The sequence below is a fragment of the Streptomyces sp. NPDC088766 genome (genome assembly GCF_044750845.1).
GTDB lineage: Bacteria > Actinomycetota > Actinomycetes > Streptomycetales > Streptomycetaceae > Streptomyces.
In genome coordinates this window covers 96,848-112,457 of record NZ_JBIVKQ010000001.1, presented here as the reverse complement: position 1 = coordinate 112,457, position 15,610 = coordinate 96,848, and the positions used below count along the sequence as shown (strand labels likewise).

Annotated in this window: 14 protein-coding genes; 8 read left to right on the top strand and 6 right to left on the bottom strand. The window is 70.0% G+C overall.

Translation table 11 applies throughout. The features are described 5' to 3' along the window. The first annotated feature begins 82 nt into the window (after positions 1-82). The gene (locus tag ACIP5W_RS00545; protein ID WP_401464494.1) at positions 83-490 is read left to right on the top strand and encodes a hypothetical protein; all 408 of its coding nucleotides are present in this window, start codon (positions 83-85) and stop codon (positions 488-490) included. A 169-nt stretch (positions 491-659) separates the two neighbouring features. Here the strand turns inward: ACIP5W_RS00545 and ACIP5W_RS00540 are convergent, their stop codons facing one another. The 3 genes from ACIP5W_RS00540 to ACIP5W_RS00530 form a co-directional block, all read right to left on the bottom strand. After that, positions 660-1,262 carry a hypothetical protein gene (locus ACIP5W_RS00540; protein ID WP_401464491.1) on the bottom strand — a complete coding sequence of 201 codons (603 nt, stop codon included), beginning with the start codon at positions 1,260-1,262 and terminating at the stop codon, positions 660-662. Positions 1,263-1,317: 55 nt separating this feature from the next. Next, on the bottom strand, positions 1,318-4,185 hold the full coding sequence (locus ACIP5W_RS00535; RefSeq protein WP_401464488.1) for a putative dsRNA-binding protein: 2,868 nt from the start codon (positions 4,183-4,185) through the stop codon (positions 1,318-1,320). 661 nt (positions 4,186-4,846) lie between these two features. After that, positions 4,847-5,053: a hypothetical protein gene (locus tag ACIP5W_RS00530; protein WP_401464485.1), complete on the bottom strand. Its 207-nt coding sequence runs from the start codon at positions 5,051-5,053 to the stop codon at positions 4,847-4,849. Positions 5,054-5,188: 135 nt separating this feature from the next. Between ACIP5W_RS00530 and ACIP5W_RS00525 the strand changes: the two genes are divergently transcribed. The 4 genes from ACIP5W_RS00525 to ACIP5W_RS00510 all read left to right on the top strand — a co-directional run bounded on the left by ACIP5W_RS00525 (position 5,189) and on the right by ACIP5W_RS00510 (position 7,562). After that, entirely contained in the window at positions 5,189-5,527 is a 339-nt protein-coding gene (locus ACIP5W_RS00525) for a PadR family transcriptional regulator (protein ID WP_401464482.1), read from the top strand. Between the two features lie 15 nt (positions 5,528-5,542). Continuing rightward, a complete protein-coding gene (locus ACIP5W_RS00520) occupies positions 5,543-5,965 on the top strand; it encodes a hypothetical protein (protein WP_401464479.1) in 423 nt (140 codons plus the stop codon). 250 nt (positions 5,966-6,215) lie between these two features. After that, positions 6,216-7,076 (top strand): helix-turn-helix domain-containing protein, encoded by an 861-nt coding sequence (locus tag ACIP5W_RS00515; protein WP_401464476.1) that lies wholly within the window; start codon positions 6,216-6,218, stop codon positions 7,074-7,076. A gap of 45 nt (positions 7,077-7,121) precedes the next feature. Continuing rightward, entirely contained in the window at positions 7,122-7,562 is a 441-nt protein-coding gene (locus ACIP5W_RS00510) for a hypothetical protein (RefSeq protein ID WP_401464473.1), read from the top strand. 267 nt (positions 7,563-7,829) lie between these two features. Here the strand turns inward: ACIP5W_RS00510 and ACIP5W_RS00505 are convergent, their stop codons facing one another. Continuing rightward, complete coding sequence (locus tag ACIP5W_RS00505; RefSeq protein ID WP_401464470.1) at positions 7,830-8,030, bottom strand: DUF397 domain-containing protein; 201 nt, start codon at positions 8,028-8,030, stop codon at positions 7,830-7,832. 456 nt (positions 8,031-8,486) lie between these two features. On the opposite strand from ACIP5W_RS00505, the gene pglX reads away from it, so the two are divergent. Further along, a complete protein-coding gene (pglX, locus tag ACIP5W_RS00500; RefSeq protein ID WP_401464467.1) occupies positions 8,487-12,269 on the top strand; it encodes a BREX-2 system adenine-specific DNA-methyltransferase PglX in 3,783 nt (1,260 codons plus the stop codon). Between the two features lie 63 nt (positions 12,270-12,332). Here pglX and ACIP5W_RS00495 read toward each other — a convergent pair whose 3' ends face one another. Beyond that, the gene (locus ACIP5W_RS00495) at positions 12,333-12,539 is read right to left on the bottom strand and encodes a DUF397 domain-containing protein (protein WP_401464464.1); all 207 of its coding nucleotides are present in this window, start codon (positions 12,537-12,539) and stop codon (positions 12,333-12,335) included. Then, positions 12,536-13,384 (bottom strand): helix-turn-helix domain-containing protein, encoded by an 849-nt coding sequence (locus tag ACIP5W_RS00490; RefSeq protein ID WP_401464461.1) that lies wholly within the window; start codon positions 13,382-13,384, stop codon positions 12,536-12,538. Before ACIP5W_RS00490 ends, ACIP5W_RS00495 begins: the two co-directional genes overlap by 4 nt. A 238-nt stretch (positions 13,385-13,622) precedes the next feature. Between ACIP5W_RS00490 and ACIP5W_RS00485 the strand changes: the two genes are divergently transcribed. After that, the gene (locus tag ACIP5W_RS00485; protein ID WP_401464458.1) at positions 13,623-14,693 is read left to right on the top strand and encodes a hypothetical protein; all 1,071 of its coding nucleotides are present in this window, start codon (positions 13,623-13,625) and stop codon (positions 14,691-14,693) included. A gap of 296 nt (positions 14,694-14,989) precedes the next feature. Next, the gene (locus ACIP5W_RS00480) at positions 14,990-15,562 is read left to right on the top strand and encodes an ATP-binding protein (protein ID WP_401464455.1); all 573 of its coding nucleotides are present in this window, start codon (positions 14,990-14,992) and stop codon (positions 15,560-15,562) included. Positions 15,563-15,610 lie beyond the last annotated feature (48 nt).

The following is a 15,610-nucleotide window of genomic DNA, read 5'->3' as shown; positions in this document are numbered from 1 at the left end:
CGCGAACGCGTCCGTTCTGGTGATCGCTCGTCGATCCATGGTCGGCCGAAGGGGGACAACAGTGATTGATCACAAAGATTTCATGCACGGCGCCGCACTGGTGGCGATCGCCGATTCCGAGAAGTTCACCGCGCTCAACCGTGCCAGCGTGAAGTACGGCCACTACGTGGTGAACCACGACCGGCACCTGTTCATCAAGTACAACGACGGCAACGGCCCCGGGGACTACTTCTTCACCTTCTCCGGCGAGGACAAGAGGAGAATCGGCTCCGAACCGGCGCCCCTGGTCTTCGCCGTTCTGGTCTGCGGCACCGAAGTAGTCACGGGGATCACCCGGGACGAGCTGTCACAGCTCATTTCCCTCACCGCTTCCACCTCCTCGACCGTGAAGGTCGCGGCTCACCAGGGCAGGCAGCTCAGGATCTCCGGGCCGAAGGGGCAGCTGCCGTTGATCTCCCGCGGGTCCTTCCCGGCTCGCATCCTGGCCTAGGCGTGGACGTTGTGCGGAGGAAACGTCACGCCGACAATCGAATGTTCGCTTGGCATGAGCGAATCACATGTCAGCATCTTGGTCCGAGGAGGTCTGGTCGGAGTCGAGGAATCACTCGTGCCCACGGCGTGCCGGTTGTGGAATCGGTCCGGCGCGGGCCGGTGGTGGTTCAGCCCACGGGTTCCAGCTTGTCGGGCCAGCCGGTGAGGGCGCCGGTGTCGCGGAGTCGGTACAGGTCGGCCATCAGCCGCCCCGGCGCGCTGCCGCTCCTCGGGGACCAGCCGAAGAAGACGGCTGCCTCGGCAACGGCCTGCTCGGCGCTGAGGGCACGCGGCCGGTCCTCGACGAGTCCCAGGAGTGCTCGCCGTCGCTCGGCCGGGGCGACGTGCTCGACCGGACGGCGGGCGAGACCGGGCAGTGGCCGGCGTGCCTGCGTGCAGGGCCGGTCGGGAACGTCGAGGAAGTCGTTCGCCTCCACGATGTCTCCGTCGTCGGTCAGCACGGCCTCGGCCGCGTCGACGAGGCGCTTCTTCGCCGCGGTCAGCCTGGGCTGGTAGAGCACCTCGCCGAGGTGGAGGCGGAGCACTTCCCGGTGGATCGGCCCCTCCCCCCGGACCAGCCTGCGTACGGCGTCCACCAGGGCGGGGTCCGGTGTCTTCCCCCGCCATGTCACGGACGCCGGGTCGAAGTCGGTGAAGTCGGCGGGCTGGTACGGGACCGCCCAGTCGCCGGGGTCGGAGTCGGTGGAGGGAGAGGGGGGACGAGGGGACATGGAGGATCGGTTCTCTCTTCCTTGTTCGGTCGGAGTTCGGTCGGACGGATCCGGGTCAGGCGGTTTCGGTCGGCCGTCCCGCGTCCCCCTCTCCGAGGTAGGCGTCGAGCCCCGCCGCTGCCAGAGCGGAAAGACCGCGCGGGTCAGGTCGACCGTGCAGCCGGAGCAGTACGTGGTCGTCGTCGACGAGGCAGTCGGTGTACGGCAGGGTGCGGGACAGGAGTTGGGCGAGGTCGTCGCAGGCGGCCCTGACGTCGACGCTGTGCAGTCCGATCCAGACGTGCAGCGTGCCGTCCTGGACGGTGAGTTCGACGTCGACCGGGGTACCGGCCGCTTCGGCCGCCTCGCCGCACCACTTCAGCGTCTCGTGCAGTGCGCCGAGCTGTACGCGCAGCGGCGTGAAGGCCTCCCGGCGCATCAGGTCGCGGACGGTGACGCCGGTGTCGGGTGCCTGGTCACGCCACCAGTCCTGGACGATGTCGCGGACGGACTTCTGCCAGGGCCCGGTGTCCAGGGCACGCCGCACGGCGCCGGCGGCGTGCCGCCGGAGGACGCTCGCGGTGTCCGTGCCCTGGTCGGCGGCCATGCGGCGGAGGAGGGAGCGAGGGCCGCGGCGGGTGTCGGCAACGGTCTGCCGGTACAGGTCGCGCAGGGGGTCGGGCACGGTCTCGCCGTCCGGGCCGAGCAGGGTGCGGACGCGTTCGGCCCAGGCCTGGAAGGCCTCGGTGTCCCCGGTGGCGAGGAGGTCCGTGCCGAGATCGCCCCTGCCGAGCATGCGGGCGCGCTGCCGTTCGTTCGTCTGCCCGAGGCCGTCGATCTGGGCGCGGAGGAGGTGACTCAGCAGGTCGCGTTCCTCGCCGGTGAGGGTGTCGAGGAGGTCGTCGGCCGGCGCGGTGAGGAGGTCCAGGACGTCCCGGGCGGTCGCGCGGTCGGCCTCGGTCTTGGAACAGGGCCCGTCCGGGGGCACGGCCCACCGGTGGACGCGGCCTCGCGCGTCGCGCAGCACGAGGGTCGACGTGTAGGTCTGGAGGTGGTCGGGGCCGGAGCGCTCGTGCTCGAAGGAAAGGGTCATCCCGAACGTGCTCGCCGTGTACGTCAGCACGGTGATCGGGTCGTGGTGGTGCTGGAGCCCGGTGAGCCAGTCGTCGAGGGCGGCGGGCCTGCGGTGCAGCAGCCGTGCCCCGTGGATGCGCCAGGCGACGGCCGTGACGGCCTGGGCGGCGTCGGCGACCATGGTCTCCCGTTGGAGGCCCGCCCCTCGGCCCGCCATGAGGCCTTGTGCGAGGGCGAGTTCGTCGCCGAGCCGGGCGGTGTCCTCGTTGGCGGGGGTGTGGACGCGGGAGTCGTCCTCGTCCGGTACGAGTCCGTGGGCCAGGACGCGACGGACTCGGGCGTGTGTGGCCAGGTGGTCGAGGATCACGGAGCCGTGGTGTGCGAGGAGCTGGTTGTCACGCTGGTGGACGGCGGCCGCGGCGGCCCGGTTCTCGTAGACGTGGGAGGAGTGGGTGAGGGCCTGGGCGAGCAGCCCGTCGACCCGGCCGCCGCCCAGGTCGAACATGGTCTTCAGATCGGCGAGGGCGTCCTTGTGCCGCAAGGACGGGGTCAGGTACGGCTGCGGCGCCGGGGCGGGCCGCGCGACGGCCATGTCCGCGGCCCGTCCGCCGCCGGACTTCCCGGCGCTCCGCGCGTGGGCGGTCAGCAGGGCACGGGCGGCGGCAGCCCGTGCCACCTTCTTGTTCGGGCCGGTTCCCCGGGCGGTGCGGCCGGTGCGGGTGCGGGCCGTGGCCAGGAAGGTCTTGCCGTGTTCGGGGCCCTCCTCGGTGAAGTCGTAGGTCAGGTCGTCCTTGGCGAAGACGATCTGTGCCTCGGTGGTGGGGTCCGCGCCGCCGATGTCGTCGGCGGGCCGGTCCAGGTCGGTGCAGACGGCCTCGACCAGCCGCTTCGCGATGTCGTGGGCGTCGAGGAGGCTCAGCACGCCGAGGATCTGGAAGGCGACGGCCTCCGCGACCGAGGGCGCGGGCCGCTGCGCCTCGCCCGCCCCCATGCGGACGAGACCGTGCTCGGCCGCCCACCGGCCGAGCGCGTGCCGGGAGGCCGTCCGGCGCCGGTTGTGTTCGGTGGACTGGACGCCGACCTTCTCGGGCCGGTGCGCCTCGGTGTACGCGTCGAGGAGGATCACGCCGGCCGTGCTGCGGCCCAGCCGGTCGAGCATGCCCAGCACGAAGGGGGTGACGGTCGTCTCGGCGAGTCCGCTCTCGTAGAGGTGGCTGCGGTGCGAGGCGGCGAGCCCGAGCCACGCGGTGGTCCCGGGTCCCGCGTCCCACCCTCCGACGGCCTGCGCCACCGCGGTGCGGACCGTGTCGCCGAAGGTGCCGACCAGCAGGGCGGGCGGCTCCGGCAGTGCCGGGTGGGTGACGTCCCGGCGTTCGAGTCGCCGGACGACGCGGACGTACGGCTCGACGGGCGCGGGCTGCGGCCGGGGGCTCGCGTGGGACCTGCGGGGCGGGGCCGGCCGGGCGGGTGCGGCCTTCCGGTGCGCCGGTCGGTGCGGTCGGCTGCCGGAGCGGGCGGCCTCCGGCTTCCGCCTGCGGGCGCGCCTGCCGTCGGGGGCCGTCCTGTCGTGGTCGAGCGTGACGCGGAGGTCGTCGGTGAGCCAGCGGGGCAGCCCGCCCAACGGCTCACCGCCGTCGAAGAACTCTCCGGCCAGGTCGACGCAGTACGACCACCGGTCCCACTCGGAGCGGGCCGCGTACCCCTGGCCGATCCTGCGCAGGGCGGCCCGCATCCGGGCGTAGGACACCTTCTGTCCGCCCAGGCTGTACGACGTGCGCTTGCGCGCGGCCTCGATGGCGAGCGCGATCCTGTGCACGGGTGTCGGCGGCGCGGTGTCCCGCAGCGCCACGATGCCGACCCAGCGGTTCATGTCCCTCCCCCGGCCGGGTGCGACGCGGCCCGGACCGCCGCGCGCGGCGTCAACGCGCTCCCCGGCGCGTCCGGGCGGGCCCTGCCCGGCCTTCTCCGTTCCCCTCCTCGTTCCCCCGCACCCCACCGGGCTCGGTGATCACGGCGGAACCCCCGGGCGAGCGTACGTCTCCATCGATCGGCTCGGGAGGGTTTCCGAGTGGTTTCCCGTCGGCCTCCTCCAAGACGGGGGGCCAACCCCGCACGGCACCGCATTGCTGACCATCACCGTCGTGACGGCCTGAGTCGACGGCCCGGCCCAGGCCTTCACCGCACAGGAGGCGGCGGGCCCGCACGGCCGAGCTCGTCCACCGGCGGACAGGACCGCGCCCGGTGTCCTGCATCCGCTGGACGGGCGGGCGGTGGAGGTGGTGGACCGGGCGACGGAGTGGGAGGTGCTGGACGGGTTGTTCGTGAAGGGGTTGCGGTCGGAGCCCGCGGCTGACTGAACCGAGGTCCTCCACCGACCGCGAGACACCCGCCGTTCCCGACGGCCTGCGGGAAGCGATCGAACCGGAGCAGCGTCATCGGCCCTTCGCCGGCCGTGTGCAGACGTGTGAGGGACCCCCGCTTTCGGCGGGGGTCCCTCACACGTTCGCGTCATGGGTGTCGCTGCGGCAGGTCTACAGCACGGGAGGCCATCCCCCCTGGGAGACTCCCAGACCGGCTACGACCGCGATCAGCCACAGCAGCAGCGCCAGGGAGACGTGGAGCTGCAGGTGCCGCCCCGCCTTGACGACCAGTCCGGAGCGGTCGAGCCGGAAGTCCCAGGCCGGCGGCTCTTCACCGGACCCACCGCCGCTGTCGTCGTGCAGCTCCTGTGCAGCCATGTCGCAGTCCTCTCCTCGTGTTCCCCACCACACGGTACATCACTACCTAGGTAGAGAAAAATCTAAGTAGATCTAGTCTCGCCGAAGGGAGTGCCCTCTATCTAACTATTGGACGAGTTAGGTAGAGTTAGCGGTATGAGTGGACTCCGCATGACCATGCAGACCCAGCAGGTCCTCAAGGAGCTGCTCCAGAACCCGACCCAGCCGCAGTACGGGCTGACAGTCGGCCAGGCGGTGGGACTGAGAAGTGGAACCATCCATCCCATCCTGGCCCGGTTGGAGCGAGCGGGAATACTGGAGAGCTCCTGGGAGGACCCCGACAAGCACGCCGCCGCCGACCCCCCACGCCCTCGGCGTCGGTACTACACCTTCACCAAGGACGGAGCCGAGCAGGCCCGACTGGCGCTGGCCCGCGCCTACAGCAGCAACAGCTCGACAGCGACCACCACCGCGGCCCATCCCGTCACGGACTGATCGGACTCCACATCCATGATCACCGCTCTCGCCGTCGTCCTCCTGTCGGCCTCGGCGACACTGCTCGCACTACTGGCGCTGCTCCTGAAGCGCGGGGGAAAGGCGTCGTCGGACATGGCGGACAAGCTGATCGGTTCACTGCCCTCGCCCTTGAGCGGCTTCTTCACCCGCGTGGGCAAACTGTTCGTCGGCCTTTCGGCGCTGCGCCGCACCGCCGCCCCCGGCCGGAGGGAGAACAGGGTCGGGGCCAGGATGCGTCTCGTCGGGGTGCTCCTGCCCAAGGACGACGCATGGCGCCTGGAAGAGATGATGGACCACCGGAACGCGCTGCGACGACAGAACGGGCGCGTGCCGGTGTTCCACCACCTGCGCCTCCTCCTGGGGGTGTGCACGATCCGATGGGAGACGTGGAGGGAACCCAAGCGTCGGATCGACTGACATCGAGGAGGACGGCAGGACGGCCGCACGGAACAGGGCCCCCACGGCGTGGGGGCCCTGTCTTTTCCGGCCGCCGACACGTCCGCCGGAGGAACCGGCGACAGTTCGGCTCCCGCTCCCCCGCCATTTCATGCTCATGTCATTCAGACAGTAGCTGATTGCGCTTGCCGTAATGAACGGAGCAGACTGCACTAGGCTGTCCGGGCATATCAGGTGAAGTCCGGGGTACGTGCACGCGGAAGGAGCGGCGATGACACCCTCTGTTGATCCCAGTCTCAATCGACGCAAGCTGCGCATCGCGCTGCGCAAGGCGCGGGAGGAAGCCGGCCTCACCCAGCGTGAGGCCGCCGAGCAAGTGGAGTGGTCCCTGTCCAAACTGATCCGGGTCGAGTCCGGCTCGGTCAGCATCTCGGTCAGCGACCTGCGCGCCCTGGCGCAGGTCTACGGGATCACCGGCCATGCGGTGATGGCGGAGCTGGAGGAGGCCGCGCGGGGCAGCAAGGGCCACAGTTGGTGGTCCAGCTACCACGACGCCCTCAACCCGCAGTTCGCGCAGTATCTGGGGTACGAGACCGCGGCGTCCCGTCTGCACACGTACCACCCCATCGTCGTGCCCGGCCATCTGCAGACCCGCGCCTACGCGGAGGCGCTGCTTGCGCCCCGCGGCCTGAGCGCCGACCAGATCAGGCGTGTGGTCGATCTCAGGATGGAGCGGCAGTCCCGGATGTTCGAGGGCACGGGGCGGCTCGACTCGGTGTTCGTCCTCGACGAGGCAGCGGTACGGCGGGAGATCGGCGGAAAGGAGGTCCTGGCGGAGCAGCTCCAGCAGTTGACGGACTTCGGCGCCCGGAGCGATGTGACCATCCGGGTGCTGCCTTTCACCGCCGGGGCCCACTACAGCACCTTCGGCAGCTTCGTCCTGCTCGGTTTCACCGACGACAAGGATCTGCTCTACCTGGAATACGCCACCGGCAGCATGACGGGCGGCGAGGACGAGACGCTGCTCCAGCAGTACCAGAGGTGCTACCAGGACCTCACACAGCTGGCACTCGACGAGTCCGAGTCGCTCGACATGATCGACCGCATCAAGCAGGACCTCGGCGTGGGCTGAGCCGTGGCGCCAACCGCCGGTGATGGTAACCAGGGGGAGGATCGAGTGGCCAGGTCAGCGTGGCAGCGCCTGCGCGAGCTGACGCGCACTTACGGACAGAGGACGGACCGGACCGGTCCCACCGGCGACGAACCCGAAGGCCGCGCCTCTCAGGAGACCGAGCCGGTGGGGAACGGCGCCGGGACGGGGGACCCCGACGAACGGCAGAAGTCCAACGGCGTCACCCTGGTGGGCATCGCCGTGGTGTTGGCGGCGCTCTTCATATCGAGCTTCCTGATGCTCGTGGGCCAGACCCGTCATGGCGAACTGCAACTTCCGTGGGGTGACATCCTCACCCTGGCTCTCGGCCTGGTGATTGCCATAGGTCTGGCCGCCCTCACCTGGTGGGTCGTCGGAGCACTGCGGCGGCGCAGGGCCGGCACTACCGGTGAGAGCCCGCGCGTGGGACGTACGGAAGACGATCAGAACTCGGTGGGGACGCCGTAAAGGGCTGGGTCCCGCGCCACAGTCCCGCGCTCATCGAGACGGCCACGAGGACGACCGCCCACAGGACTCTTTTGGCCAGCAGGCTGTCCACCAGGAGTGACGCCGCGGCAGCGGCCGTGGTCGCCACTGTTCCGACGACGAGCAGGAAGACCGCGGCACCGCCCGCACCGGTGGACCGGGAACGGCCCCCGCGCTCCCGACGCTGCTCTGCAGAACTCTCGGTGTCCATGACGGCCCCACACCTCCTGCCGACGGTCTGTAAGAAGGTCATGAGTCTCTCAGCTCCCCCTGTGACAGAGCCTGGAGAAAGCCCGCCCAGGTGACGGCGGCGAAGTGCACCACGGTTGTGACGGGCGTTTTGGAGTCGCGCACACGAACGTGCCCCGCTTGCACGGCTATCTCCACGCATTCCGTCTCGTTGCCGCAAGCGCTGCTCCTGCGCCATAAGGGTTCCCCCTCATGAACCACCGCAGTCCCCCCAGATCCCCGAGCTGCTCCAACAAACCCTTCGAGCGTAGTGGACGGTTGTGCACCGCTGCAGGCGAGTACCGATATCCACCGGACGAATCTTCGCGATACGTGTCCGGAAGGCTACGAAGAGCTACAACCTCTCCAGGTTAGAGGAACCTTCCCTCACCGGCCATACGAAATCCGGCCCCGTCACGGCACGGTCACCGGCGCGCCGACGCTCCGGGACGCGGAACGCGAGGATCTGCGGCAGGACGCGGGCGCCGAGCGCGGGATGTAGCGGCACCGCCGGCCCGCCCGCCGAGCGGGCCGGAACCGACGGCTTCCCGGTCGGGCGACGCCTGCGGCCGGTGGGGCCGGGCTGGCAGGATGGGACGGCGGGCCTTGGGGGGTTCGCCGGAAATGTGTGCGTCCGCGGTGATCGCGGGGCCGGCTAGTGGGATGTGAGGTGCGGCTGTGACCGTGACGGCTGAGGAGACGCAGGGGGCGGGGGCCTCGCTGGACCGGGCGCGGCTGCTGAAGGACCTCCAGGCGCAGGCGCGCCTGCTGGAGGACGATCTGCGGGAGCGGACCGAGGCCGAGCCGGAGTTCCGGGACGCACTGCGGGCCGAGTACGAGAAGGCCGTCGCGGCGGAGCGTACGGCGGCCATGTACGAGACCTGGCGTGACGAGCGGGTCGTGCAGATCGCCGCCGCGTGGGTGCTGGCGTGCGTGTTCGTGCGGTTCAGCGAGGACAACGGGCTGATCCCCGACGCGTGGCTGTCCGGGCCGGGCGAGCGGCTCGCGGAGGCGCAGGACCGGCACGACGCGTACTTCCGGGACAACCCGTCGAGGAACGACCGGGACTGGCTGGAGGAGTCGTTCACGGCGCTGGCCAAGTCCCATCGGACGGTGGAGGGGCTGTTCGACCGCGCGCACAACCCGCTGTACGAGGTGACGCCGTCCTACGAGGCCGCCACCGCGCTGCTCGCGTTCTGGCGGCGGCGGGGCGCGGACGGCGAGATCGTGCACGACTTCACGGACGAGGAGCTGGACACGCGTTTCCTGGGTGACCTGTACCAGGACCTGTCCGAGCACGCCCGCAAGACGTACGCGCTGCTCCAGACGCCGGTGTTCGTGGAGGAGTTCGTCCTCGACCTGACGCTGGAACCGGCGGTGGAGGAGTTCGGGCTGACGCCGGCGTGGAAGCACCGGCCCGCCGGGTGGGACGGCGAGGTGTTCCCCGACGGTCCCGGGGGCGCGGACGTGGTGCGGGGGCTGCGGTGCATCGACCCCGCGTGCGGCTCCGGGCACTTCCTGCTGGGCATGTTCGAACGGCTCCTGGAGAAGTGGCGGGCCGGCGAGCCGGGGACCGAGGCGTGGGTACTGGTGCGGCGGGCGCTGGAGTCGGTGCACGGGGCGGACAAGAACCCGTTCGCGGTGGCCATTGCTCGGTTCCGGTTGCTGGTGGCTGCGTTGAAGGCTTGCGGGGTGCGGGAGTTCAGGGCGGCGCCTGAGCTTCCTATTCGGGTAGCGGTGGCGGACTCGTTGCTGCACGGGCGGAACCGTGAGTCGGTGACGGAGACCCTCGACACCCTGTTCGCCGAGAATGAGCCCTTCTACTACCGGACGGAGGACGTGGAGGGGTACACCCACGAGGTGGACCTGCTCGGGCGCGGGACCTATCACGTGGTGGTGGGGAATCCGCCGTACATCACGGTCAAGGACAGCCAAGAGAGCCAGAACTACCGGAAAGCGTACTTCTCCTGTGCGGGAAAGTACGCCCTGTCGGTGCCGTTCGCGCAGCGGATCTTCGAACTTGCGGTCCGCGCCGAAGGGGACCGGAAGGACGGGGGGTTCACCGGGCAGATCACGTCGAACTCTTTCATGAAGCGGGAGTTCGGCAAGGTACTCATCGAGGCCTACTTCCACGGCGGCAGGGAGTTCAAGGATCCGGCTACGGGCCGGAAGCGGGACTTCGCGGGTGTCGCACTCACCCACGTCATCGACACGTCCGGCGCGTTCATTCCCGGACACGGGACACCGACGGTGATTCTCGCCGGGCGCAACCACCAGGCCCGACAGGCCGATCCGATCCGGGCCGTGCTCGGTGTTCGGGGCGAGCCGAACCAGCCGGAGGATGCGGCGAAGGGGCTGGTATGGGGGGCGATCACGGGGCAGGTGACTCGGCCGGGGAGTGAGTCGGAGTGGGTGACGTCCACCGATGCCGCACGGTCGACGTTCGCCGATTTTCCGTGGAGCCTGTCCGGCGGTGGAGCCTCGGAGGTCATGGCAGCATTGGGGGGTGGCACGTCTCCTTTGGGCAACCTACTCGACCGCGCCATCGGCTTCGCCAGTTTCCCGGGGCAGGACGAGGTGTTCTTCCTCTCCGAATCGTGGTTCAGGCAACGTCCGGATTCCGAACCGCTGAAACGTACCCTAGTCACTGGCGATGTCGTGCGTGACTGGGATATTGCCGCAAACGATCCGGCTCTAGTGCCGTACGACGCCTCTCAGAAACCTATTCCTTACGAGGTCGAATCCGGATGGGGGCGCCATCTGTGGACCATGCGAACGACTCTCGGTTCGACTACAGGCTTTGGCGGTCAGACCCGCGCCGAGTCGGATGAACCGTGGTGGACGTGGTACCGGTGGGTAACCGAACGGTACAGGACGCCGCTATCGATCACCTTCGGCGAGGTGGCCACGCACAACCACTTCGTGCTGGACCGGGGCGAGAAGGTCTTCAAGCAGACCGCACCAGTCATCAAGCTGCCCGCAGGGGCTAGCGAAGAGAAACACCTTGAACTGCTGGGTCTGTTGAACTCCTCAGCTGCTTGCTTCTGGATGAAGCAAGTGAGCCATGTCAAGGGCGGAAGTGGTATTGGGCGCGGTGTGCAGGACGAGGCGTGGGAGAACCGATACGCCTTTAACGGAACACGGCTCCAAGAACTCCCCCTCCCAAACCAGCTTCCCCTCGCCCTCGGCCGTGAACTCGACGCTCTCGCTCAAGAGTCGGCCAAGCACGTCCCTTCCGCCCTCATCAACAACGTCGTACCCACCCGCGAAGCCCTGGATGACTCTCGCCGTAGCCAGGAGCAGACCCGCGCCCGGATGATCGCCCTTCAGGAGGAGCTGGACTGGATCGTCTACGGCGCCTATGGACTGCTCACCACCGAGGAGGTCGCGCGGACCACCACCAACGAGGTGCCGAAAGTCGCCCTCGGACAAAGGGCCTTCGAGATCGTGCTCGCCCGAAAGGTAGCCGCCGGTGAGGCCGAGACCGCCTGGTTCGAGCGGCACGGGTCCACCCCCGTCACCGAGATCCCCAACCACTGGCCCGAGACCTACCGCAAGGTCATGCAGGCCCGCATCGATCTCATCGAGGCCAACAAGGACATCCGCCTCATCGAGCGCCCCGAGTACAAGCGCCGCTGGTCCACCGAGCCCTGGGAGAAGCGGGAGGCTGCCGCTCTCCGCGCCTGGCTGCTCGATGCCGCCGAGCGTGAGGACCTCTGGTTCGAGGAGCGGGACGGGTTCACCGTGCCCCGGCCGCTCACCGTCAACCAGCTTGCCGACGAGCTGCGGCATGACAAGGACGTCCAGGCCGTCGCCGAGCTGTACGGCGCCGATCACCTCGGCAAGCGGGACGCCTCCCTCGCCACCGTTCTCGCCGCCGTCATCGAGGCCGAGCACGTGCCCTACCTCGCCGCCCTCCGCTACAAGGACACCGGGATGCGCAAGCGGGCCCAGTGGGAGCAGGTCTGGGAGCAGCAGCGGGAAGAGGACCGGACCGGGCAGCGGCTCGACATCAAGGTGCCGCCGAAGTACACCAGCACGGACTTCCTCAAGAACTCCTACTGGTCGAACCGCGGCAAGCTCGACGTGCCCAAGGAGCGGTTCATCTCCTACCCCGGCGCCTCCCTGGAGTCCGACCCCTCCCTCCTTCTCGGCTGGGCCGGCTGGAACCACCGGGACCAGGCCGACGCCCTCGTCGGTCTCGTCCGCACCCGCGTGGAGGACGGCGGCTGGGACAAGAAGGACCCCTGGCTCGTACCGCTCCTCGCCGGGCTGCGCGAAGTGCTGCCCTGGGTGCACCAGTGGTACGGCGAGTACGACGAGGAGTGGGAGGGCAACCCCGCCGAGGAGTTCCAGGCCGCGCTCGAATCGGGCCGCGCGGACGCGGAGTTGTCCGAGACCGACCTCGTCAACTGGCGTCCCGAGAAGAAGACGCGCGGTCGGCAGAAGAAGAGTGAGTGACCCTGCCGAGCAGGCATGAGGGAGGGGCGGCCGGTTTCCGGCCGCCCCTCCCTCGCGTTCACCTCAGCCGCGCGCGGCCATCCGTACGAACGCGGCCCACTGGTCGGCGTCCACCGTGAGGAACCCGTCCCCAGGCCGCTTGGAGTCTCGGACGAGTACGGCCGTACCGGCGTCCGCGATCTCGACGCAGTCGCCACCGTTGCCCGCGCTGTAGCTGCTCTTGAACCAGCGCCGTTCAGCAGCGGCAGGCGCGGAACTGCCTGTGTTCATAGCTCTCCCAACAGCTTCTCGATGAAGGTCAGCGATTCCCGGGGAGTCAACGCGTCTGCCCGGAGGGCCCCGTACGTCGCTTCCAGCGGACTGACCTTCTTCGGCTCCGCGTACAGGGCGCTCACGTCCTGTACTTCCATGTAAGCCATCCTGCGCTGATTCTTCGAGTGGATCAATGTGAACGGCCCTGCAAGACCGGCGTGTTCCTCTCGTTCCATCGGCATGATCTGCATCGCGACGTTGCGCTGGTAGCCGTAGAGCAGAAGCTGTTCCAGCTGGCCGCGCCAGACCTCACGCCCACCAAGCGGCCGCCGTAACACATGCTCGTCGATGACGAAGCTCAGCAGTGGAGCCGGACGACGTCCGAACAGCTTCTGCCGTTCCATGCGTGCGGAAACGCCTTGCTCGATCGCCTCCTCGTCCAACAGCGGACGCCACATGCGGAACACCGCCCGTGCGTACTCCTCCGTCTGCAAGAGCCCCTTGATGGCCTGGTTGATGTAGGCGTGCAGCTCAACCGCCTCCGCCTCCAGTTCCGCGTACCGCCGGAAGAACCCCGGATACCGAGCCTTCGCCACCTCCTCCTTCATCGCCACCAGCACCCCCCGCGCCCCCACCGCCCGGTCCACCGCGTCGATCAGCTCCGGCTTCGGGATCCGCCGCCCCTGCTCCACCGCCGCGATCTGCGCCTCGCCGTACCCGACCCGCTCCCCCACCTGCGCCTGGGTGAGGCCCGCCGCCTCCCGCAGCAGCTTCATCTGGCGGCCGAAGCAGCGCAGGAACCCCACGTCCGCGTCCGACTCCGCGCCACCCGTTCCCGCGCCCGCGTCCGCGCCCCTGTCCATCCCGCCCTCGCTCCCTCGCGACTCCGGTGTCCGTGATCGCAGAGTAGGAGCCGCCCAGGTCAACGGGGCTTCGAACAAACAAAGTTGGTTCGTGTGGGTGAACGTCCCGCGAAAGCTTTCTTCACGCAACGCGTCCGCGCGCACACTTTCCGTGCGGTACCGTCAGCACAAATACGGCCCCCGCAACGGCTGCAACCGTTCGCGAGGGCCTGAACCACCAGTGGACAGGACCTCCACCGTGATTTACCGGCACCATATCGCGCCCCCGCGCGCCTTCACCCAGTTCTCCCACGACCTCATCCGGCATCCCCGGCTGTCGTCCGACGCCGTTCGACTCCTCACCTGGCAGCTCTCCCTCCCCGAGGGGGCGCGCGAGTCCCTCTCGCGCACCGCCGAACGCGCCAACATCGGCGCCTGCGCCTTCACCCGCGCCAAACGGCAGCTCAAGGACGAGGGCTTCGTGCACGAACGCCGCGTCCAGGGCCCCGGCGGCCACTGGGCCACCCAACAACTCGTGTCCAACGTCCCGTTGAGCCCCGCCGAAGCCGCCAAGCTCCTCGCCCGGATGCCCGTACCGCCGCCCTCCGCACCCGTGTCGCCGCAGGTCGATCCGAGTCCCCGTATTCCGACGGCCGGTGAGCGGACAGGTCGGCTCACCGACGGTCTTCCCTACGGCGACACTCATGTGGACACCCACAACCAGCCCCCCGAACCCCCCGAGGACGGACCCGATGCCCCCGCACCCGCCCAAGCCCCCGAAGCCGCGCAGGCCCCGCAAGCCGCGCAGGCCCCGCAGGCCCCGGTAGACGACGGGAACCACCGGCCCGCCACTCCCCCGGTCCCCCACCTCGAAGAGGCCCGCGCCCTCGTCTCCTCCTACCGCGGCCTCGACCCGGCCCTGCGCGGCATCCCCCGCGCCATGGACGCCGAGCTGACGGACCTCACCGCCCGCTGGCTCGCCGCCGGGCACCTGTCGACCGCCGTCCGCACGCACATCCTGCGCAACCTCCCCGACGGCGGCGCCCCCGTCCACCGCCCCGGCGGACTCCTGCGCTACCTGCTCGGCGAGATCCCACCCGTGGCCGGACCGGGCAACGCGCCCACCGCTCCGAGCCCCGCCGCCCCTCCCCCGACCGCCGAACAGCCCCGCCCCGACCGCCTGTCCGCCCGGCTGGCCGTCCTCCGGGAGTGCGAGGGCGACCACGTCCAGGCGACGCTGTTCCGGCCCACCGGCGACGAGACACGGTGCCGCCGCTGCCTCGGCTCCCCGGCCCCCGCGCGGATCCCGGCGTCCCGTCCCCGTCCCTGACCCGCGGTGCGCAGGACGGGACACCTGCGTGCCCGAGGGTCCTCGTGCGTGCTCCCGCACGATCCTTGGCGTGGAACCCGGCCCGAGGCCGCGGGACCGGTCCGGCCAGGCCCGACGGCCGGGCCGCCGCGCGAGCCACCGCCCACCGGTGGAACGGCTCCGACCACGCGGTACCGGGAAGACGGCCGACGCCCGCCCCGACAGACCCGACAGCGCCGCCCCGGCACCCCGACAGAGCACCACCGTGGGGGTGTCGTAGCTGGTGAACGGCGGTCGCGGCACGGGATCTTCGGGGCATGACCACATCCCCCCGCCGGGAGCGACCGGCCGCTCCCGCGCCTCCCCTCCTCACCGACCGGCCGGTCCTCGCCGACCAGTCGGTCCTCGCCCTCCGCTTCACCGCCTCACCGCGCGGCGCCCGGCTCGCCCGCAGGCTCGCCTCGCACCAGATGGACACCTGGGGGTGGAGCTACGGCACACCGGCCAACGACGCCGTCGAACTGGTCGTCGCCGAGCTGGCCGCCAACGCCGTCACCCACGGGCTGGTCCCCGGCCGGGACGCCGAGCTGCGGCTGAGCAGGGAGGACGGCGGAGGCGTACGCGTGGAGGTGAGCGACGCCCGGGGCGAGCGGCTGCCCGAGACGCGGAACGCCGGAACCGGGGAGGACGGCGGCCGAGGGCTCCTCCTCGTCGCCGCCCTCGCCGAGAAGTGGGGCACGGCCCCGCGGCCCGGCGCCGTCGGCAAGACGGTCTGGGCCGTGGTGCCCACCGAGCGCGGGACGAGAACGCACCCGTGGCCGGACGACCGTCGACGGCATGCCGCGGCAGACGAGCCGACCGCCATGGAGCAGGAACGGGGACCGATCTGACCCACGGCGCTCCCCGGAAGGACGACGCGACCCCTGATCACCCCCGAA